This is a genomic window from Pseudomonas sp. GW821-FHT02C04 (assembly GCF_059421845.1).
Genome location: NZ_JBWKVT010000006.1, coordinates 123,446 through 142,918, shown reverse-complemented (window position 1 = coordinate 142,918; position 19,473 = coordinate 123,446). Strand labels below are relative to the sequence as shown.

General features: G+C 61.3%; 17 protein-coding genes. 15 read left to right on the top strand and 2 right to left on the bottom strand.

Annotated features, from left to right (window positions below):
• Positions 1-37: 37 nt before the first annotated feature.
• The 11 genes from edd (at position 38) to AC07VV_RS21435 (ending at position 13,297) form a co-directional block, all read left to right on the top strand.
• Positions 38-1,864: a phosphogluconate dehydratase gene (gene edd / locus AC07VV_RS21485; protein ID WP_085606582.1), complete on the top strand. Its 1,827-nt coding sequence runs from the start codon at positions 38-40 to the stop codon at positions 1,862-1,864.
• The gene (locus AC07VV_RS21480; protein ID WP_495037416.1) at positions 1,861-2,817 is read left to right on the top strand and encodes a glucokinase; all 957 of its coding nucleotides are present in this window, start codon (positions 1,861-1,863) and stop codon (positions 2,815-2,817) included. The genes edd and AC07VV_RS21480 overlap by 4 nt, the downstream gene beginning before the upstream one ends.
• Before the next feature lie 79 nt (positions 2,818-2,896).
• Positions 2,897-3,628, top strand: a complete 732-nt coding sequence (locus AC07VV_RS21475; protein ID WP_025112821.1) for a response regulator — start codon at positions 2,897-2,899, stop codon at positions 3,626-3,628.
• Positions 3,629-3,659: 31 nt separating this feature from the next.
• Positions 3,660-5,087, top strand: a complete 1,428-nt coding sequence (locus AC07VV_RS21470) for an ATP-binding protein (protein WP_170929703.1) — start codon at positions 3,660-3,662, stop codon at positions 5,085-5,087.
• Positions 5,088-5,191: 104 nt separating this feature from the next.
• Complete coding sequence (locus AC07VV_RS21465; protein ID WP_495037415.1) at positions 5,192-6,451, top strand: D-mannose isomerase; 1,260 nt, start codon at positions 5,192-5,194, stop codon at positions 6,449-6,451.
• Positions 6,452-6,569: 118 nt separating this feature from the next.
• Positions 6,570-7,871, top strand: coding sequence for an ABC transporter substrate-binding protein (locus tag AC07VV_RS21460; protein ID WP_096818251.1), 1,302 nt, complete (start codon positions 6,570-6,572; stop codon positions 7,869-7,871).
• 93 nt (positions 7,872-7,964) lie between these two features.
• Positions 7,965-8,873: a carbohydrate ABC transporter permease gene (locus AC07VV_RS21455; RefSeq protein ID WP_085697145.1), complete on the top strand. Its 909-nt coding sequence runs from the start codon at positions 7,965-7,967 to the stop codon at positions 8,871-8,873.
• Entirely contained in the window at positions 8,866-9,711 is an 846-nt protein-coding gene (locus AC07VV_RS21450) for a carbohydrate ABC transporter permease (protein WP_495037414.1), read from the top strand. The genes AC07VV_RS21455 and AC07VV_RS21450 overlap by 8 nt, the downstream gene beginning before the upstream one ends.
• 2 nt (positions 9,712-9,713) lie before the next feature.
• Positions 9,714-10,874: an ABC transporter ATP-binding protein gene (locus tag AC07VV_RS21445; RefSeq protein WP_085709655.1), complete on the top strand. Its 1,161-nt coding sequence runs from the start codon at positions 9,714-9,716 to the stop codon at positions 10,872-10,874.
• A 102-nt stretch (positions 10,875-10,976) separates the two neighbouring features.
• Positions 10,977-12,326: a carbohydrate porin gene (locus AC07VV_RS21440; RefSeq protein ID WP_102621292.1), complete on the top strand. Its 1,350-nt coding sequence runs from the start codon at positions 10,977-10,979 to the stop codon at positions 12,324-12,326.
• Between the two features lie 116 nt (positions 12,327-12,442).
• The gene (locus AC07VV_RS21435; protein WP_495037413.1) at positions 12,443-13,297 is read left to right on the top strand and encodes a D-hexose-6-phosphate mutarotase; all 855 of its coding nucleotides are present in this window, start codon (positions 12,443-12,445) and stop codon (positions 13,295-13,297) included.
• A 100-nt stretch (positions 13,298-13,397) separates the two neighbouring features.
• On the opposite strand, the gene AC07VV_RS21430 is transcribed toward AC07VV_RS21435, so the two are convergent.
• The gene (locus tag AC07VV_RS21430; protein ID WP_169842436.1) at positions 13,398-14,258 is read right to left on the bottom strand and encodes a MurR/RpiR family transcriptional regulator; all 861 of its coding nucleotides are present in this window, start codon (positions 14,256-14,258) and stop codon (positions 13,398-13,400) included.
• Between the two features lie 226 nt (positions 14,259-14,484).
• Here AC07VV_RS21430 and zwf point away from each other — a divergent pair, with 226 nt between their 5' ends.
• The 4 genes from zwf to AC07VV_RS21410 all read left to right on the top strand — a co-directional run bounded on the left by zwf (position 14,485) and on the right by AC07VV_RS21410 (position 18,265).
• On the top strand, positions 14,485-15,951 hold the full coding sequence (zwf, locus tag AC07VV_RS21425; RefSeq protein ID WP_495037412.1) for a glucose-6-phosphate dehydrogenase: 1,467 nt from the start codon (positions 14,485-14,487) through the stop codon (positions 15,949-15,951).
• Positions 15,938-16,651, top strand: coding sequence for a 6-phosphogluconolactonase (pgl, locus tag AC07VV_RS21420; protein ID WP_495037411.1), 714 nt, complete (start codon positions 15,938-15,940; stop codon positions 16,649-16,651). The genes zwf and pgl overlap by 14 nt, the downstream gene beginning before the upstream one ends.
• Positions 16,652-16,668: 17 nt before the next feature.
• Positions 16,669-17,334 (top strand): bifunctional 4-hydroxy-2-oxoglutarate aldolase/2-dehydro-3-deoxy-phosphogluconate aldolase, encoded by a 666-nt coding sequence (locus tag AC07VV_RS21415; protein ID WP_011335602.1) that lies wholly within the window; start codon positions 16,669-16,671, stop codon positions 17,332-17,334.
• A gap of 214 nt (positions 17,335-17,548) precedes the next feature.
• A complete protein-coding gene (locus AC07VV_RS21410; RefSeq protein ID WP_495037410.1) occupies positions 17,549-18,265 on the top strand; it encodes an intradiol ring-cleavage dioxygenase in 717 nt (238 codons plus the stop codon).
• On the opposite strand, the gene AC07VV_RS21405 is transcribed toward AC07VV_RS21410, so the two are convergent.
• Positions 18,262-19,443 (bottom strand): aminotransferase class V-fold PLP-dependent enzyme, encoded by a 1,182-nt coding sequence (locus AC07VV_RS21405; protein WP_495037409.1) that lies wholly within the window; start codon positions 19,441-19,443, stop codon positions 18,262-18,264. The two genes, AC07VV_RS21410 and AC07VV_RS21405, sit on opposite strands and share 4 nt — an antisense overlap.
• Between the last annotated feature and the right edge of the window lie 30 nt (positions 19,444-19,473).

The window sequence follows — 19,473 nt, the reverse complement described above, 5'->3', positions numbered from 1 at the left end:
ATCAGGTCGCCACATCCGTTAGCCTGGAGTTCTACACATGCATCCCCGCGTTCTTGAGGTCACCGAACGGCTTATCGCCCGCAGCCGCGCCACACGCCAGGCTTACCTTGCGCTGATTCGCGGCGCTGCAACCGATGGGCCGATGCGCGGCAAGCTGCAATGCGCCAACTTCGCCCACGGCGTGGCCGGGTGTGGCAGCGAAGACAAGCACAGCCTGCGGATGATGAACTCGGCGAACATCGCCATTGTTTCGTCGTATAACGACATGCTCTCGGCGCACCAGCCGTACGAAGTTTTCCCGGAACAGATCAAGAACGCCCTGCGCGAAATCGGCTCGGTCGGCCAGTTCGCCGGCGGTACGCCTGCGATGTGCGACGGCGTGACCCAGGGCGAGCCGGGCATGGAGTTGAGCCTGCCGAGCCGCGAAGTGATCGCGATGTCGACGGCGGTGGCGCTGTCCCACAACATGTTCGACGGCGCGCTGATGCTCGGCATCTGCGACAAGATCGTGCCGGGCCTGATGATGGGCTCCCTGCGTTTCGGTCACCTGCCGACGATTTTCGTGCCGGGCGGGCCGATGGTCTCGGGGATTTCCAACAAGGAAAAAGCCGACGTGCGGCAGAAGTACGCCGAAGGCAAGGCGACCCGCGAAGAGCTGCTGGAATCGGAAATGAAGTCCTACCACAGCCCGGGCACCTGCACCTTCTACGGCACCGCCAACACCAACCAGTTGCTGATGGAAGTCATGGGCCTGCACTTGCCGGGCGCATCCTTCGTCAATCCGAACACGCCGCTGCGTGATGCCCTGACCCGCGAAGCCGCGCATCAGGTCACGCGCCTGACCAAACAGAACGGCAACTTCATGCCGATCGGCGAAATCGTCGACGAGAAGGCGTTGGTCAACTCGATCGTCGCGCTGCACGCCACCGGCGGCTCGACCAACCACACCCTGCACATGCCGGCCATCGCCATGGCGGCGGGCATTCAATTGACCTGGCAGGACATGGCCGACCTCTCCGAAGTCGTGCCGACCCTGAGCCACGTCTACCCGAACGGCAAGGCCGACATCAACCACTTCCAGGCCGCGGGCGGCATGTCGTTCCTGATCCGCGAACTGCTCGAAGCCGGTCTGCTGCACGAAGACGTCAACACCGTGCTCGGCCACGGCTTGAGCCAGTACACCAAGGAGCCGTTCCTCGATAACGGCAAACTGGTGTGGCGTGAAGGCCCGACCGACAGCCTCGACGAAAACATCCTGCGCCCGGTAGCTCGTGCGTTCTCGGCAGAGGGCGGCTTGCGAGTGATGGAAGGCAATCTCGGTCGCGGCGTGATGAAGGTGTCCGCCGTTGCGCTGGAAAACCAGATCGTCGAAGCACCGGCCATGGTGTTCCAGGATCAACAGGATCTGGCGGACGCCTTCAAGGCCGGTTTGCTGGAGAAGGACTTTGTCGCGGTGATGCGCTTCCAGGGCCCGCGTTCCAATGGCATGCCAGAACTGCACAAGATGACGCCGTTCCTCGGTGTGCTGCAGGATCGCGGCTTCAAGGTGGCGCTGGTGACTGACGGGCGCATGTCCGGCGCGTCGGGGAAAATCCCGGCGGCGATCCACGTCAGCCCCGAAGCTTATGTCGGCGGCGCTTTGGCTCGCGTGCAAGAGGGCGATATCATCCGCGTCGATGGCGTCAAAGGCACCTTGGAACTCAAGGTGGACGCCGCCGAATTTGCAGCACGCGAACCCGCCAAAGGCCTGTTGGGCAACAACATCGGCAGCGGCCGCGAACTGTTTGGCTTCATGCGTTTGGCCTTCAGCTCGGCAGAGCAGGGCGCCAGCGCCTTCACTTCTGCCCTGGAGACGCTTAATTGAAACTGGCTTTGGTCGGTGACATCGGAGGCACCAACGCGCGGTTCGCGTTGTGGAAAGATCAGCAGCTCGAATCGGTGCAGGTGCTGGCCACGGCCGATCATGCCAGCCCGGAAGAGGCGATCAGCCTCTATCTGAGCGGACTCGGCCTGGCGCCGGGCGCCATCGGTTCGGTGTGCCTGTCGGTGGCAGGTCCTGTGAGCGGCGATGAATTCAAGTTCACCAACAACCACTGGCGCCTGAGCCGCAAGTTGTTCTGCCAGACGTTGCAGGTCGAGCAGTTGTTGCTGATCAACGACTTCTCCGCGATGGCGTTGGGCATGACCCGTTTGCAGCCCGGCGAATTTCGCGTGGTCTGCGAAGGCACGCCTGAGCCGTTGCGCCCGGCGGTGGTGATCGGCCCGGGCACCGGCCTGGGCGTCGGCACCTTGCTCGATCTGGGCGAAGGCCGGTTTGCCGCGTTGCCGGGGGAGGGTGGTCACGTCGATCTGCCGTTGAGCAGCCCGCGTGAAACCCAGCTCTGGCAGCACATCCACAACGAAATCGGCCACGTCAGCGCGGAAACCGCGTTGAGCGGCGGCGGCTTGCCTCGGGTGTACCGGGCGATCTGTGCGGTGGATGGTCATGAGCCCAAACTCGACACACCGGAAGCAATCACAGCGGCGGGCCTCGCAGGTGATCCGATTGCCCTGGAAGTGCTGGAGCAGTTCTGCTGCTGGCTCGGTCGCGTGGCCGGCAACAACGTGCTGACCACTGGCGGTCGCGGTGGGGTGTACATCGTTGGCGGCGTGATTCCGCGCTTTGCCGATTTCTTCCTGGAAAGCGGTTTCGCCCGTAGCTTCGCTGACAAGGGCTGCATGAGCGATTACTTCAAGGGGATTCCGGTGTGGCTGGTGACGGCGCCGTATTCGGGTCTCGTCGGTGCAGGAGTCGCGCTCGAACAATCCGGTCAATGATCATTCCCACGCCGAGCGTGGGAACCATCAGCACATCAGGCATAATCCGCCCAATTCCAACAACAAGGATGCCTTCGAAGTGAGTTCAGTCAACAAGTCGATTTTGTTGGTCGATGACGACCAGGAGATACGCGAGTTGCTGGAAACCTACCTGACCCGTGCGGGTTTTCAGGTACGGGCCACGGCCGACGGCGCCAGCTTCCGCCAGGCGCTGAACGAGGCGCCGAGCGATCTGGTGATTCTTGATGTGATGCTGCCCGATGAAGACGGCTTCAGCCTGTGCCGCTGGGTGCGCCAGCATCCGCGTCAGGCTCAGGTGCCGATCATCATGCTGACTGCCAGTTCCGACGAGGCCGATCGGGTGATCGGTCTGGAACTGGGCGCCGACGACTACCTCGGCAAACCTTTCAGCCCCCGCGAACTGCAAGCGCGAATCAAAGCCCTGTTGCGCCGCGCCCAGTTCGGTCAGGAACGCAGCGGCAGTGAAGTGTTGGCGTTCGATGAGTGGCGGCTGGACATGGTCAGTCATCGGCTGTTTCACACCGACGGCGAGGAAGTGATTCTGTCCGGCGCCGACTTCGCCTTGCTGAAACTGTTCCTCGATCACCCCCAGGAAATCCTCGACCGCGACACCATCGGCAACGCCACCCGTGGCCGTGACCTGATGCCCCTCGATCGCATCGTCGACATGGCCGTCAGCCGCTTGCGCCAGCGTCTGCGCGACACCGAAAAGCCGCCACGGCTGATTCGTACCGTGCGTGGCAGCGGCTACCAGCTGGCAGCCAATGTGGTTGCCGGCAATGGTCACTGAGTTCCTGCGCACCACCGCGCGCAAAGTGCCGATGCCGCGCTCGCTGCTTGGGCGGATGCTGCTGCTGACATTGTTGGCGGTGTTATTTGCCCAGACCCTGTCCAGTGTGATCTGGGTGTCCCAATTGCGCGCGACACAGCTCGAAGGCCTGGTCACCAGCGCTCGCAGCCTCGCCCATTCGATGACCGCCAGCGTCAGCTATTTCCGCTCGTTGCCGGTGGCCTACCGGCCGCTGGTGCTCGATCAATTGCGCAGCATGGGCGGCACGCGTTTTGTGGTGACGCTGAATGACAAACCACTGGGCATGGAAGTGCTGCCGGTGACACCGCGCAAGGCCGCGGTGTTGAAAGCGGTGGATGAAGTGCTGCGTCAGTCGCTGGGCCAGGACACTGACATTCTGGTGACCTTCGTCAGCCCAGATGACCTGCGGATCTTCAATGCCGGGTTGAAACTCGATGAGTTGCCGCGCTCCTGGGCGCATTACGCGCTGACCCTGGAACCGGTGAATCCGCCTGTGCTGGTGACCCAGATCCAGTTGGCGCCGGGTGAATGGCTGTACATCGCCTCGCTGCTGCCCGAGCCCTACACCAGTCTCGAAGAGCAGGGGCTGCCGACCCAGCAGGTGTGGTTCATCGTCTTCACCAGTGGTTTTCTGCTGTTGTTCATCGGCCTGCTGGTGCACTGGCAGAGCCGGCCGCTCAAGCGTCTGGCGCGGGCCGCGCGGGACCTGTCGCTGGGCGCCGACGTTGAGCCGGTGGCCGAGGGCGGCGGTAGCGAAGTGGTAGAAGTGGGTCGTGCGTTCAACACCATGCGCGAGCGCATCAGCCGTTACCTGACCGAGCGCAGCCAGTTGTTCAGCGCGATTTCCCATGACCTGCGCACGCCGATCACCCGTCTGCGTCTGCGGGTCGAACTGCTGGAAGACGAACAGCTGCAAACCAAGTTCGGCCGCGATCTGGATGAGCTGGAGCTGTTGGTCAAAGGCGCACTGCAATGCGTGAAAGACACCGACATCCACGAAAACATCGAGCCGGTGGATCTGAACCATGTGCTCGACTGCCTGGTGGAGCCGTATCTGGCGCCCAACGGCAATGGCCGCGTGACCCAGCAGGGGCGGGCGCTGGCGGCGTATCCGGGCAAGCCTTTGGCGCTCAAGCGCTGCATCGGCAACCTGATCGACAACGCGCTGAAGTACGGGCAGAACGCTCATCTGCATATCGATGACGATGAGAGCGCGTTCGTGCTGCATGTCGACGATGAAGGGCCAGGTGTGCCGGAGCAGCGGCTGGAACAGGTGTTCGAGCCGCACTTCCGGCTGGCGGGGCAGCAGCAAGGCTACGGTCTCGGTTTGGGGATCGCCCGCAACATTGCCCATAGCCATGGCGGGGAAGTGACGTTGCAGAACTTGCGTGAGGGGGGATTGCGCGTGACCCTGCAATTGCCGCGTTCGGCGGATTGATCTGAATGTCACCGATCAGTGACAAACCCCGCCCCCTTCGTTACAAGCCCGTCCCGGCCCGTTGTTTAGACTGCCCGCAGTCATAACAACAAAAAAGGCCTTCCATGGATCACTTCAATCCGGGCTTCAGCAGTTGGCTGAATGCCCCTGCCCACCAGCAATGGCTCGCCGACGAAGGCCTGCGCCTGCTGGCATTCGCCAAGGCTTCGCGACTGCCCGAAGGCTTCGGTAATCTCGATGAGCGCGGCCAGCTTCAGGCCGGTGCGCAAGCCGAAACCATGAACACCGCCCGCATGACCCACAGCTTCGCCATGGCCCATATTCAGGGCCTGCCGGGGTTTGCCGAGCTGGTCGATCACGGCATCCAGGCGTTGCGCGGCCCGTTGCGCGATGCGCTGCATGGCGGTTGGTTTGCGGTTGCCGAACACCGTGATGGCAACACCGGCAAGAACGCCTATCTGCATGCTTTCGTAGCCCTCGCGGCCAGTTCCGCTGTGGTCGCCCAGCGTCCTGGCGCACAGGCGTTGCTGGATGACGCCATCGACATCATCGACACGTATTTCTGGAGCGAGGAAGAGGGCGCCATGCGCGAATTCTTCAGTCGCGACTGGAGCGAAGAAGAAGCCTATCGCGGCGCCAACAGCAACATGCACGCCACCGAAGCGTTCCTCGCGCTGGCCGATGTCACCGCAGACCCGCGCTGGCTGGTGCGTGCGCAGCGTATCGTCGAGCGGGTGATCCACGGTCACGCCGCCGCCAACGATTATCTGGTGATCGAGCATTTCGACCGCCACTGGCAGCCGCTGCGTGAATACAACCACGACAATCCCGCCGACGGTTTCCGTCCCTACGGCACTACGCCGGGCCACGGTTTCGAATGGGCGCGACTGTTGCTGCACCTTGAAGCGGCGCGGGTCCAGGCCGGGATGCTCACGCCGGGCTGGCTGGCTACCGATGCGCAAAAGCTGTTCGAGAATAACTGCCTTCATGGCTGGGACGTCGATGGTGCGCCAGGCATCGTCTACACCCTCGACTGGAACAACAAAGCCGTCGTGCGCCATCGTCTGCACTGGACGCACGCCGAAGCCAGCGCTGCCGCCAGTGCCTTGCTCAAACGTACCGGCGATGCGCAGTACGAAGCCTGGTACCGACTGTTCTGGGAATTTTGCGAAGCGAATTTCATCGACCGCTGCGACGGCAGCTGGCATCACGAACTCGATCCGCAAAACCGTCCAAGTGCCGATATCTGGGCGGGTAAACCGGATCTGTATCACGCCTGGCAGGCCGTGCTGATCCCGCGTCTGCCGCTGGCGCCGAGCATGGCGACTGCGCTGGCACAGTTATCCCGGCCTGTTCCTGTGTAACCATGCGGTGACATTTGCGCGTCCCTTCGTTACCTGCGAAGGGAAACGCTCTGTTTAAACTCGTGTGCAGCGCAAGCACCAGACTTGCATGCATAACAACAAGAAAGGTACATCTCAGATGAATGCGATTTCTCGCCTCGCTACTGTCATTTCTGTCGCCTCCCTGTTCCCGCTCGCTGTGCTGCCCCTGAGTGTTTCCGCTGCCGAATCCAAAGGTTCGGTGGAAGTCGTGCATTGGTGGACGTCCGGTGGCGAAAAAGCCGCCGTCGATGTGCTCAAGGCACAAGTGGAAAAAGACGGTTTCACCTGGAAAGACGGCGCTGTCGCCGGTGGTGGCGGTGCGACTGCCATGACCGTGCTGAAAAGCCGTGCCGTCGCTGGCAACCCGCCGGGCGTGGCCCAGATCAAAGGCCCGGATATCCAGGAGTGGGCGTCCACCGGTCTGCTCGACACTGATGTCCTGAAGGACGTTTCCAAGTCCGAGAAGTGGGACAGCCTGCTCGACAAGAAAGTCTCCGACACCGTGAAGTTCGAAGGTGATTACGTGGCCGTGCCGGTGAACATTCACCGCGTGAACTGGCTGTGGATCAACCCGGAAGTCTTCAAGAAAGCCGGTATCGAAAAAGCCCCGACTACCCTCGCAGAATTCTACGCCGCCGGTGACAAGCTCAAGGCTGCGGGTTTCATCCCGCTGGCCCACGGTGGCCAGCCTTGGCAGGACAGCACCGTGTTCGAAGCGGTCGTGCTGTCGGTGATGGGTGTTGATGGCTACAAGAAAGCCCTGGTCGACCTCGACAACGCCACCCTGACCGGCCCGGAAATGGTCAAGGCCCTGACCGAGCTGAAGAAAGTCGCGACCTACATGGACCAGGACGGCAAAGGCCAGGACTGGAACCTGGAAGCGGCCAAGGTCATCAACGGCAAGGCCGGCATGCAGATCATGGGTGACTGGGCCAAGTCCGAATGGACCGCCGCCAAGAAAGTCGCCGGCAAGGACTACGAGTGCGTAGCCTTCCCGGGCACCGACAAGGCGTTCACCTACAACATCGATTCCCTGGCTGTGTTCAAGCAGAAGGACGCGGGCACCGCGGCCGGTCAGCAGGACATCGCCAAAGTCGTGCTGGGTGAAAACTTCCAGAAAGTCTTCAGCATCAACAAGGGCTCGATCCCGGTGCGTAACGACATGCTCGCCGACATGGGCAAGTACGGTTTCGACTCCTGCGCCCAGACCGCTGCCAAGGACTTCCTGGCTGACGCCAAGAATGGCGGCCTGCAGCCGAGCATGGCGCACAACATGGCGACCACGCTGGCCGTACAGGGTGCGTTCTTTGATGTCGTGACCAACTACATCAACGACCCGAAAGCCGACCCGGCCGACGCTGCGAAGAAACTCGGCACCGCCATCAAGGCTGCCAAGTAACACCAGCGTAGAGCAGCAGCCAGCTTCAAGTCGCGCATCGGCTTGAGGCTGGCAGCTTGCAGCGGTCCCTCATCTTCTTTACTGGATCTTCCCATGAGTTCTGTTGCTGTGTTCAGCAAGGCCTCGCCGTTCGACGCATTGCAGCGCTGGCTACCGAAACTGGTGCTGGCGCCGAGCATGTTCATCGTTCTGGTGGGCTTCTATGGCTATATCCTCTGGACGTTTGTCCTGTCGTTCACCACGTCGACTTTCCTGCCGAACTACAAGTGGGCAGGGCTGGCGCAATACGCTCGGCTGTTCGACAACGATCGCTGGTGGGTGGCGAGCAAGAACCTGGCCGTGTTCGGCGGCATGTTCATCGGCATCACTTTGGTGATCGGTGTGACGCTGGCGATTTTCCTCGACCAGAAAATCCGTCGTGAAGGCTTCATCCGCACCATTTACCTGTACCCGATGGCGCTCTCGATGATCGTCACCGGTACCGCGTGGAAATGGCTGCTCAACCCGGGCATGGGCCTGGACAAATTGCTGCGGGACTGGGGCTGGGAAGGCTTCCGTCTCGACTGGCTGATCGACCCTGATCGCGTGGTGTATTGCCTGGTGATCGCGGCGGTCTGGCAAGCTTCGGGCTTCATCATGGCGATGTTCCTCGCCGGTTTGCGTGGCGTTGATCAGTCGATCATCCGTGCCGCCCAGATCGACGGCGCGAGCATGCCGCGCATCTACTGGAAGGTTGTGCTGCCAAGCCTGCGTCCGGTGTTCTTCAGTGCGGTGATGATCCTGGCGCACATTGCGATCAAGAGCTTCGACCTGGTGGCGGCCATGACGGCCGGCGGCCCGGGTTATTCCTCCGACCTGCCGGCGATGTTCATGTACTCGTTCACGTTCAGCCGTGGGCAGATGGGCATGGGCTCGGCCAGTGCGATTCTTATGCTCGGTGCGATCCTCGCGATCATCGTGCCTTACCTGTACTCCGAGCTGAGGACCAAGCGTCATGACTAGTCTCGCTGCCAAACCTGCCATCAGCCTGAGCCGCATCGCGATCTACGCGGTGCTGATCCTCGCGGTCCTGCTGTATCTGGTACCGCTGGTGGTCATGCTGTTGACCAGTTTCAAGACTCCGGAAGACATCTCCACCGGCAACCTGCTGAGCTGGCCGACCGTGGTCAGCGGCATCGGCTGGGTGAAAGCCTGGGCGACCGTTGACGGTTACTTCTGGAACTCGATCAAGATCACCGTTCCGGCCGTGATCATCTCCACCGCCATCGGTGCGTTGAACGGCTACGTGCTGTCGTTCTGGCGCTTCCGCGGTTCGCAGCTGTTCTTCGGCCTGCTGTTGTTCGGCTGCTTCCTGCCGTTCCAGACCGTGCTGCTGCCGGCGTCGTTCACCCTCGGCAAGATGGGTCTGGCGAGCACCACCACGGGCCTGGTGTTCATCCATGTGGTCTACGGTCTGGCGTTCACCACGCTGTTTTTCCGTAACTACTACGTGAGCATTCCGGATGCGCTGATCAAGGCGGCACGCCTGGACGGTGCGGGGTTCTTCACCATCTTCCGCATGATCATCCTGCCGATGTCGACGCCGATCATCATGGTCTGCCTGATCTGGCAGTTCACCCAGATCTGGAACGATTTCCTGTTCGGTGTGGTGTTCTCCAGCGGTGATTCGCAACCGATCACGGTGGCGCTGAACAACCTGGTCAACACCAGCACCGGGGCCAAGGAATACAACGTGGACATGGCGGCGGCGATGATCGCCGGGCTGCCGACCCTGCTGGTCTATGTGGTCGCAGGCAAGTATTTCGTGCGCGGGCTGACGGCCGGCGCAGTCAAGGGGTAATCATGGCTACGCTCGAACTTCGCAATGTAAACAAGACCTACGGTGCCGGCCTGCCGGACACCCTGAAGAACATCGAACTGTCGATCAAGGACGGTGAGTTCCTGATCCTCGTCGGGCCTTCGGGCTGCGGCAAGTCGACCCTGATGAACTGCATTGCCGGCCTGGAAACCATCACCGGCGGCGCGATCATGATCGGCGACCAGGACGTCAGCGGCATGAGCCCGAAAGATCGCGACATCGCGATGGTGTTCCAGTCCTACGCGCTGTACCCGACCATGAGTGTGCGCGAGAACATCGAGTTCGGTCTGAAGATTCGCAAGATGAGCCAGTCGGCCATCGACGAAGAAGTCGCCCGCGTGGCCAAGCTGTTGCAGATCGAGCACCTGCTCAATCGCAAGCCGGGCCAGCTCTCCGGTGGCCAGCAACAGCGCGTGGCGATGGGCCGTGCACTGGCGCGCCGACCGAAGATCTATCTGTTCGACGAACCGCTGTCCAACCTCGACGCCAAGCTGCGCGTCGAGATGCGCACCGAAATGAAACTGATGCACCAGCGCCTGAAAACCACCACGGTCTACGTGACCCACGACCAGATCGAAGCGATGACCCTGGGCGACAAGGTGGCGGTGATGAAGGACGGCATCATCCAGCAGTTCGGTACGCCGAAAGAGATCTACAACGACCCGGCCAACCTGTTCGTGGCGAGCTTCATCGGTTCGCCGCCGATGAACTTCATCCCGCTGCGCCTGCAGCGCAAGGACGGCCGTCTGGTGGCGCTGCTCGACAGCGGCCAGGCCCGTTGCGAGCTGCCGATGGCGATGCAGGACGCCGGTCTCGAAGACCGCGAAGTGATCCTCGGCCTGCGTCCGGAGCAGATCGCTCTGGCGAACGGCGAGGGCAACGGCCTGCCGAGCATCAAGGCTGAAGTGCAGGTCACCGAGCCGACCGGTCCGGACACGCTGGTATTCGTCAACCTCAACGACACCAAGGTCTGCTGCCGTCTGGCCCCGGACGTGGCGCCGCAGGTGGGCGAGACCCTGACCCTGCAATTCGATCCGTCGAAAGTGCTGCTGTTCGACGCCAAGAGCGGCGAGCGCCTGGGCGTTGCCGGTCTGCCGAAGACTGAAGCGCACAGCGCCAACGTCGCTCAGTTCAAAGGTCGGTAAGAAATCAATGTGGGGGTGAGCCTGCAACAGGCTCATTTCTGCAGGGGATGTAAACCGCGTTGGAAAAAAACAGTTAATAACAATAAAGACGAGGATGTAGGGATGAAAAAGAAACACGTCAATGCCCGGTTGATCTGCCAAATGTCAGCTGCGGCCGCATTGGTTCTGGCCGGCAATGCCATGGCCGCCGATGCATTCAGCTCCGATTCCAAGTGGATGACGGGCGACTGGGGTGGTGAGCGGACCAAGCTGATCGAGCAAGGCATCGACATCAAGGCCGACTACGTTGGGGAAATGGGCGCCAACCTGCATGGCGGCTACAACGACGACAAGACCGGCCGCTACAGCGACCAGTTCGGTTTGGGCGTGGCACTGGACCTGCAAAAACTCTGGGGCTGGGACAACACTCAAGCCAAGATCCAGCTGACCAACCGTAACGGTCAGAACATCTCCAACGACCGCGTTGGCGATCCGCGTGCCGGCACCCTGTCTTCCTCGCAGGAAGTCTACGGTCGTGGCCACATGGTGCGTCTGACCCAACTGTGGATTCAGCACCAGTTCTTCGACAACAAACTCGACGTCAAGGCCGGTTACTTCGGTGAAGGCGAAGACTTCAACACCTTCCCGTGCGAATTCCAGAACCTGGCGTTCTGCGGCTCGCAAGTCGGTAACTGGGCGACCAACATCTGGTACAACTGGCCCGTCAGCCAGGCCGCGATCCGCGTGAAGTACAACATCAACGACGAGCTCTACGCGCAGATCGGCGCGTACAACCAGAACCCGTCGCAGCTGGAACACGGCAACGGCTTCAAGCTCAGCGGCAGCGGCACCGCCGGTACCGTGTTGCCGGTCGAGCTGGTCTGGTCGCCGAAGGTCAACAGCCTGCCGGGCGAATACCGCGTCGGTTACTACAAGAGCACGGCTGATGCCAACGACGTCCGTGAAGACATCAACGGCAACGACGCAGCAACCACCGGTAACGCCTACCGCACCCACAGCAGCAAACACGGCTACTGGTTCGTTGCGCAACAGCAACTCACCAGCCACAACGGCGACGCTTCCCGTGGTCTGAACATCGCGGCCAACGCCACGTTCCACGACAAGGACACCAACTTCATCGACAACTATCAGTCGGTGATGTTTGTCTACAAAGGCCCGTTCGACGCCCGTCCGAAGGATGACGTCGGTATCGGTGCCGCGCGTATCCATGTCAACGACGACGTGAAGAAAAACGCCGAGCTGCTGAACGCTTCCAACGGTGTTTCGGACTACGACAATCCGGTGTTCTCGCCGATTCGCGAGACCGAATACAACTACGAGATCAACTACGGCTTCCACGTCACCAACTGGCTGACCGTGCGTCCTAACCTGCAATACATCACTCACCCGGGTGGTGTGGATCAAGTGGACAACGCTTTGGTCGCTGGCCTGAAAATTCAGTCTACGTTCTAACGCGTCTGCGATAAGCTCCTCTCTATGTGCGCATATTTGCGGACAGCCCAGGCTGTCCGCTTTTTTTTGCAAAGGGGCGTCGCAGCCCATGAAAGTTGAATCTGGAACCGTGGCCCATGCATGAGCATCCGCTGCAACGCTTCTTCAAATCCTTGCGCGAACGACCGGTGTTCGCCTGGGAGCGCTATCAGATGCGCGATGTGCTGGTGATCGACCATCCGCTGTGTCAGGCGGTGTTCAGTCGTCAGGGCGCGCAATTGCTGCACTTTCAGCCGCGCGGGCAAAAACCGTGGCTGTGGTGCGCGGCAAAGTGGCCGCATGTCGGCGCGATCCGTGGCGGTGTGCCGGTTTGCTGGCCGTGGTATGGCCGTCATCCGAGCGAAAACGCGTGGCCGTCCCACGGCTGGGCGCGATTGCTGGACTGGAAGTTACTCGATAGCAGCACCGCCGATGACGGCGTGCGCCTGCATTGGCAATTGCAGCTGTGCGACTGGCAGGTGGACTTGCACGCGCACCTGGGTGAACGCATGGAATTGCGCCTGAGCACCGAGCATCAGGACGACATGCCGTGCCAGTTGAGCCAGGCTTTGCACGCTTACTGGCGTATTGGTGATGTGAGTGAGATAGCGCTGTCTGGGCTCGAAGGGGCGCAGGGTTACGATCAGTTGAACCGTGAGATTTGTCAGCAGGAAGGCGAGTTACGGGTCGATGGCGGCTGTCAGCGCGTGTTCCAGCATGACGGTGAATTGCAACTCAAGGATCACGCCTGGCAGCGCGAGTTGTGCATCGATACCGGTGAAAGTGCGGACACGGTTGTCTGGCATCCGGGGGCGCGGCCGTTGTTGGGCGTGACTTGGGATGAGATCTCGGAATTTGTCTGTGTTGAAGCGGCGGCGGGGGGCACCGACAGCTTGCATCTGGCGCCGGGGGAGAAGGCGCATTTGAGTTTGCAGGCTTGGGCTGCGGCCTAACGATGATCGTTCCCATGCTCTGCGTGGGAATGCCTCTAGGGACGCTCCGCGTCCGGTGACGCAGAGCGTGGGAACGATCAGGGTGAGGGGCTTTTGATCTTCAGTTGAACTCGTCACCCACCGGATACCGGCTCGCATTCAAGCTCTCTTTGATCTTGCGCAGATGCGGCTGGAAATCCACCCCGCGACGCAAGGTCATCCCCGTCGCCAGCACATCCAGCACCGTCAACTGAATGATCCGCGAGGTCATCGGCATGTAGATGTCGGTGTCTTCCGGCAGCGGAATGTTCAGGCTCAGGGTGCTGGCCTTGGCCAGTGGCGAGTTCTCGGCGGTCAGACCCAGTACCGAAGCGCCGTTCTCCCGGGCGATGCGTGCCACTTCCACCAGTTCGCGGGTGCGCCCGGTGTAGGAAATGATCACGAACAGCTCGCCAGTGTGCGCCACCGACGCAATCATCCGTTGCATCAGCACATCGGCGTGGGCGGTCACCGCCAGGTTGAAACGGAAGAATTTGTGCTGCGCATCCAAAGCCACCGGGGCCGAGGCGCCGAGGCCGAAGAAGTGGATCTGCCGGGCCTGGATCAACAGGTCGACGGCGCGGCTGATCAGGTTCGGGTCCAGTGCCTGGCAAGCGCTGTCGAGCGAGGCGATGGCGCTGCCGAAAATTTTCTGTGTGTAGGCTTCGGGATTGTCGTCGGCTTCCACTGCGCGGCTGACATACGCCGCACCGCTGGCCAGGCTCTGGGCCAGTTGCAGTTTGAGTTCGGGGTAGCCGCTGACGCCGAATGAACGGCAGAAACGGTTGACCGTCGGTTCACTGACCGACGCCGCCTGGGCGAGGGCGGCGATACTGAAGCGGGTGGCCTGCTGTGGGTTGAGCAGGATCACTTCGGCGACTTTGCGTTCGGCCTTGTTCAGCTCTTCAAGGCGACTCTGGATTTGTTCCAGTAAATTTCGCACGCGGTCCATAAGAATTCCTAGATTCACCGGCGCCGATAAGCGCGCGGCTATGCAAATTGGGCCTTTGATGTGGCCCGTGACGGTGGCCTATCCTACTGATGGCTCCGACCGACCACCACTCGGAATCTGTATTTTGCGAAAATGTTGTGGTTATTACTACATTTTCCCTTGAGTGATGCCTTGAAAAAAGGTATTTGTAGCTTAACTTGATAAAAGAACAAACATCATGCCTTCGATTACGGTTGAACCGTGCACCTTCGCCTTGTTCGGCGCCTTGGGCGATCTGGCCCTGCGCAAGCTGTTTCCTGCCCTTTATCACCTGGATGGCGCCGGCCTGCTGCACGAGGACACGCGTATTATCGCGCTGGCCCGTGAAGAAGGCACTGAACAGCAGCACATGGCATTCATTGCTGCCGAACTGCGCCGCTACGTGGGCAAGGAACTGGACGAGGCCGTGGCCGAGCGCTTTCTGGCGCGCCTGACCTATCTGCACGTCGACTTCCTGAAGGCTGAAGATTACGTGGCGCTGGCCGAACTGGCCGGCACCAAACAACGCATGATTGCTTACTTCGCCACTCCGGCAGCGGTGTACGGCGCGATCTGCGAGAACCTGGCGAAAGTCGGTATGGCCGAAAACACCCGCGTGGTGCTGGAAAAACCGATTGGCTCGGACCTCGAATCCTCGCGCAAGGTCAACGACGCCGTGGCGCAGTTCTTCCCGGAGAACCGTACCTACCGCATCGACCACTACCTGGGCAAGGAGACGGTGCAGAACCTGATCGCCCTGCGTTTTGCCAACAGCCTGTTCGAGACCCAGTGGAACCAGCATTACATCTCCCACGTGGAAATCACCGTGGCCGAGAAGGTCGGTATCGAAGGCCGCTGGGGCTATTTCGACAAGGCCGGCCAGCTGCGCGACATGATCCAGAACCACCTGTTGCAACTGCTTTGCCTGATCGCCATGGACCCGCCGGCCGACCTGTCCGCCGACAGCATCCGTGACGAAAAAGTAAAAGTGCTCAAGGCCCTGGCGCCGATCAGCCCGGAAGGCCTGACCACTCAAGTGGTGCGCGGCCAGTACATTGCCGGCCACAGCGAAGGCAAATCCGTACCGGGTTACCTCGAAGAACCGAATTCCAACACCCAGAGCGACACCGAAACCTTCGTCGCCCTGCGTGCCGACATCCGCAACTGGCGCTGGGCCGGCGTGCCGTTCTACCTGCGCACCGGCAAGCGCATGCCGCAGAAACTGTCGCAGATCGTCATCCACTTCAAGGAACCGTCGCACTACATCTTCGCCCCGGAGCAGCGCCTGCAGATCAGCAACAAACTGATCATCCGCCTGCAACCGGACGAAGGCATTTCCCTGCGTGTGATGACCAAGGATCAAGGCCTGGACAAGGGCATGCAGCTGCGCAGCGGCCCGTTGCAACTGAATTTCTCCGACACCTGGCGCAGCGCGCGGATCCCCGACGCCTACGAGCGGTTGTTGCTGGAAGTGATGAACGGCAATCAGAACCTGTTTGTCCGTAAAGATGAAATCGAAGCCGCGTGGAAGTGGTGTGACCAGTTGATCGCCGGGTGGAAAAAGTCCGGTGACGCGCCCAAGCCGTATGCGGCCGGGTCGTGGGGGCCGATGAGCTCCATTGCATTGATCACGCGGGACGGGAGGTCGTGGTATGGCGATATCTGATGTGAAACTGCCCGCGGGCGTAAATGCCCACGAATTCAAGAGCCCGGTGTTGCTCGCCGAAGGCCTGGCGCTGAATGTCGCCAAGCAGTTGAGCGACGCATTGGCAGCGCGCGGCAACGCTGTGCTGGTGGTATCCGGCGGTCGCAGCCCGGTGGCGTTTTTCCAGCACCTGGCCAAGCAGGAACTGGACTGGTCGAAGGTCGTCGTGACCCTGGCCGACGAACGCTGGGTGCCGGTCGAGCACGCCGACAGCAACGCCGGTCTGCTCAAGCAGTATCTGCTCAAGGGCCCGGCGGCCAAGGCGCAATTCCTCAGCCTTTACAGCGCGGCGGCCAACGTCGAGCAGGCTGCGGAGCAGGCCGATCGGTTGCTCGCCGAGTTGCCGCCCATCGACGTGCTGGTGTTGGGCATGGGCGATGACGGTCATACCGCGTCGCTGTTCCCGGACAGCCCGAACCTGACTGAAGCCCTGCAAGCCGATGGCACCCGTCGCTGCTGGCCGATGCTGGCGCCAAGCGTGCCGCGTCAACGCCTGACCATGAGCCGGGCACTGCTGGCTTCGGCGCGGCACAAGATTCTGTCGATTTCCGGTCAGTCGAAACTGACCACCCTGAATGCCGCACTGGCATCCAACGACGTCGCCGCCATGCCGGTTCGCGCGTTTCTGCAACCTACGTTAGAGATTTACTGGTGCCCATGAGCCAAGGAACAGCCGCTATGACAACCCCATCCCCGACCGTTTCCATGGCGGACAAAGTTGCCCTGATCGACAGCCTCTGCGCCAAGGCGCGGATCCTTCCGGTGATCACCATCGCCCGCGAACAGGACGTGCTGCCGCTGGCCGACGCCCTGGCCGCCGGTGGCCTGACCGCGCTGGAAGTGACCCTGCGTTCGCAGTTCGGCCTCAAGGCGATCCAGATCTTGCGCGAACAGCGTCCGGAGCTGGTGACCGGTGCCGGCACCGTGCTCGACCGCAACATGCTGGCCGCGGCCGAAGCCGCCGGTTCGCAATTCATCGTCACCCCGGGCATCACCCGTGACCTGCTGGAAGCCAGCGTCGAAAGCCCGATCCCGCTGCTGCCGGGCATCAGCAACGCCTCCGGCATCATGGAAGGCTATGGCCTGGGTTATCGCCGCTTCAAGCTGTTCCCGGCTGAAGTCAGCGGCGGTGTCGCAGCCATCAAGGCCCTCGGCGGCCCGTTCGGCGAAGTGAAATTCTGCCCGACTGGCGGCGTCGGCCCGGCCAACATCAAGAGCTACATGGCGCTGAAAAACGTCATGTGCGTGGGCGGTAGCTGGATGCTGGATCCTGAGTGGATCAAGAACGGCGACTGGGCCCGTATTCAGGAATGCACTGCCGAGGCTTTGGCGCTGCTGGACTGATGTTTTTGAATTGATGCTTTTGCAATAGTTGCAACCTGACACTTCGTTGTGTGTTCTACGGCTTTAACGGTGCGCTTGGTCGGTGCACCGTTTTTTTTTGCCCGCAAAAAGCCTTCGTTATCTCGAGATACGTTATCTGGAGATACATAGTTACCGCACCTGGCTTGGTGTGTGGCGTTAACCTGCGTTCATCTTATGGAAGAGAGAACGCGTCATGGATAACCAGCCTTCAGTTCCAACGGTTTATCAACTGGCCCCCGAGCAAGTCGCCGGGCCGTATTTTCGCAATCCCAAACTGCTGCGCCGCAACATCAGCGAAGGTGCCGAGGGCCTGCCTCTGCTGTTGCGCCTTACCATCGTCGATGCCATGACCGCCGAACCGGTCAGCGGGGCACTGGTGGATATCTGGCACTGCAACGCACGGGGCGCCTATTCCGGCTGGAGTCGGGTCAACCCGGACCAGGAAGTCGATGTCGAAGACATCGGTTCAATCCCGCGAACCGACGACGACACCTACCTGCGCGGTGGTCAGTTCAGCGATCACAAGGGCAGGGTGCGCTTCACCACGATCTATCCGGGGTTTTATGCCGGACGTGCCCTGCACATTCATGTGGCGGTGCGCATCGTCGCCGGCAACGAATACCTGGACGAGCGCAATGTGGCCTGGGTCGGGCAGCTGTATTTTCCCGAGGTGGTTTCTCGCGGGGTGCTCAACGCCAAGGCGTATCGCGGGCGCGGCTCGGAGCCTGTGTGCAATGCCAACGATGTCTATTACGCCAACATGGGTGGGGAAGCCTCGACCCTGAGCGTCTGGCCGATCGGCCGCGACTCTCACGAGGACGGTTACTTCGGTCACCTCACGATCGGCATCGACACCTTCGCGGTGTCGTCGCAGATCAAGCCCGAGGACTTCGACAAGTACACGGTTTAACGCAGTTCATTCAGCGCCAGAATCAGCGACTGAATCTCCGCCGCCGTGGTGGTCAACGACGGCGTGATGCGGATGCATGGTCCGCAGGCTGCACCGTTGCGCACGACGGTGAACAGGTTGTAGTCGTTGAGCAGGCGTTCGACCATCGCCTGCTGGTCGGCATGCCGGGTAAAACGCATCGAGGTGATGCCGCAATACAGACGCGGATCGTCCGGGGTCGTGACTTCGATGCCCGGCAGATTGCGCACGGCGCTGACCCACAGGTTGCGCAGGTAATTGACCCGTGCGCCCTTGGCCGCCGCGCCACCGAGCGAGCGGTGTTCCTCGAACACCAGCGGCAGGGTCATCAGCGCCGGAATGTTCGGCGTGCTGTGGGGTGTGCGTGAGCGGATGTCGTTGATCGGGAAATGCATCTCGCCCATGTCCGGGTCGATGTCGGCCAAGCGCTGCGGGGCGATATACAGAAAGCCCAGGGTCAGCGGCGAGCCGATCCATTTGTGCAGGTTGTACCCGGCGAAGGCGATGCCCAGCGCTTCCAGATCGAACTCGATCTGGCCGAGGGCATGGGCGCCATCGAGGATGATATCGACGCCATGCTCCTTGGCCAGCGAGGCGATGGCCTGCACCGGCATCACCAGTCCGGTGCGGTGGGTGACGTGAGTCAGCGCCATCAGCTTGAGCTTCGGATAGCGAATGAAGGCTTCGCGGTAAGTCGCCAGCAGGCTGTCGAAGCTGGCCGGGTGTGTGTGCTCGATCTCGATCACTTCGACCCCGCGATGGCGGGCCAGCCAGCGCATGGCGCCCTTGACCGTGTCGTACTCCAGATCGCAGATCAGCACCTGATCGCCAGGTTCGAGACGGTTGTAGTTGCGGATCAGCGACTGCAGGCCGGCGGTGGCGTTCTGGGTGAAGGCGATGCTTTGCGCACGCACGCCGATCAATTCGGCCAGCTGCGCGCGGATGTCGAGGCTGTCGTGCTGTTCAAAGCGTTGGCGCACGTAGATCGAGTTGCTGTTGTTGATCAGTTCGATGTGGCGCTGATAGTCCTCGACCACGGTGCGCGACATGCGCCCGAAGTAGCCGTTTTCCAGGTTCACGGGGCCAGGGTGGCGGTCGTAACGGTCGGCGAAGGTTTGCCAGAAGGCTTCGTCTCGGGCGCGGCGGGTGTTATCGGGCATGGTCGACTCGACTCGGATCAGGGTAACGCC

Excerpts from the sequence above, each read along its gene's own strand:
- AC07VV_RS21470 (WP_170929703.1), top strand. The coding sequence starts at position 3,660 with ATGCCGCGCTCGCTGCTTGGGCGGATGCTGCTGCTGACATTGTTGGCG.
- AC07VV_RS21440 (WP_102621292.1), top strand. The coding sequence starts at position 10,977 with ATGAAAAAGAAACACGTCAATGCCCGGTTGATCTGCCAAATGTCAGCT.
- AC07VV_RS21460 (WP_096818251.1), top strand. The coding sequence starts at position 6,570 with ATGAATGCGATTTCTCGCCTCGCTACTGTCATTTCTGTCGCCTCCCTG.
- edd (WP_085606582.1), top strand. The coding sequence starts at position 38 with ATGCATCCCCGCGTTCTTGAGGTCACCGAACGGCTTATCGCCCGCAGC.
- zwf (WP_495037412.1), top strand. The coding sequence starts at position 14,485 with ATGCCTTCGATTACGGTTGAACCGTGCACCTTCGCCTTGTTCGGCGCC.
- AC07VV_RS21405 (WP_495037409.1), bottom strand. The coding sequence starts at position 19,443 with ATGCCCGATAACACCCGCCGCGCCCGAGACGAAGCCTTCTGGCAAACC.
- AC07VV_RS21410 (WP_495037410.1), top strand. The coding sequence starts at position 17,549 with ATGGATAACCAGCCTTCAGTTCCAACGGTTTATCAACTGGCCCCCGAG.
- AC07VV_RS21415 (WP_011335602.1), top strand. The coding sequence starts at position 16,669 with ATGACAACCCCATCCCCGACCGTTTCCATGGCGGACAAAGTTGCCCTG.
- pgl (WP_495037411.1), top strand. The coding sequence starts at position 15,938 with ATGGCGATATCTGATGTGAAACTGCCCGCGGGCGTAAATGCCCACGAA.
- AC07VV_RS21435 (WP_495037413.1), top strand. The coding sequence starts at position 12,443 with ATGCATGAGCATCCGCTGCAACGCTTCTTCAAATCCTTGCGCGAACGA.
- AC07VV_RS21465 (WP_495037415.1), top strand. The coding sequence starts at position 5,192 with ATGGATCACTTCAATCCGGGCTTCAGCAGTTGGCTGAATGCCCCTGCC.
- AC07VV_RS21450 (WP_495037414.1), top strand. The coding sequence starts at position 8,866 with ATGACTAGTCTCGCTGCCAAACCTGCCATCAGCCTGAGCCGCATCGCG.
- AC07VV_RS21455 (WP_085697145.1), top strand. The coding sequence starts at position 7,965 with ATGAGTTCTGTTGCTGTGTTCAGCAAGGCCTCGCCGTTCGACGCATTG.
- AC07VV_RS21445 (WP_085709655.1), top strand. The coding sequence starts at position 9,714 with ATGGCTACGCTCGAACTTCGCAATGTAAACAAGACCTACGGTGCCGGC.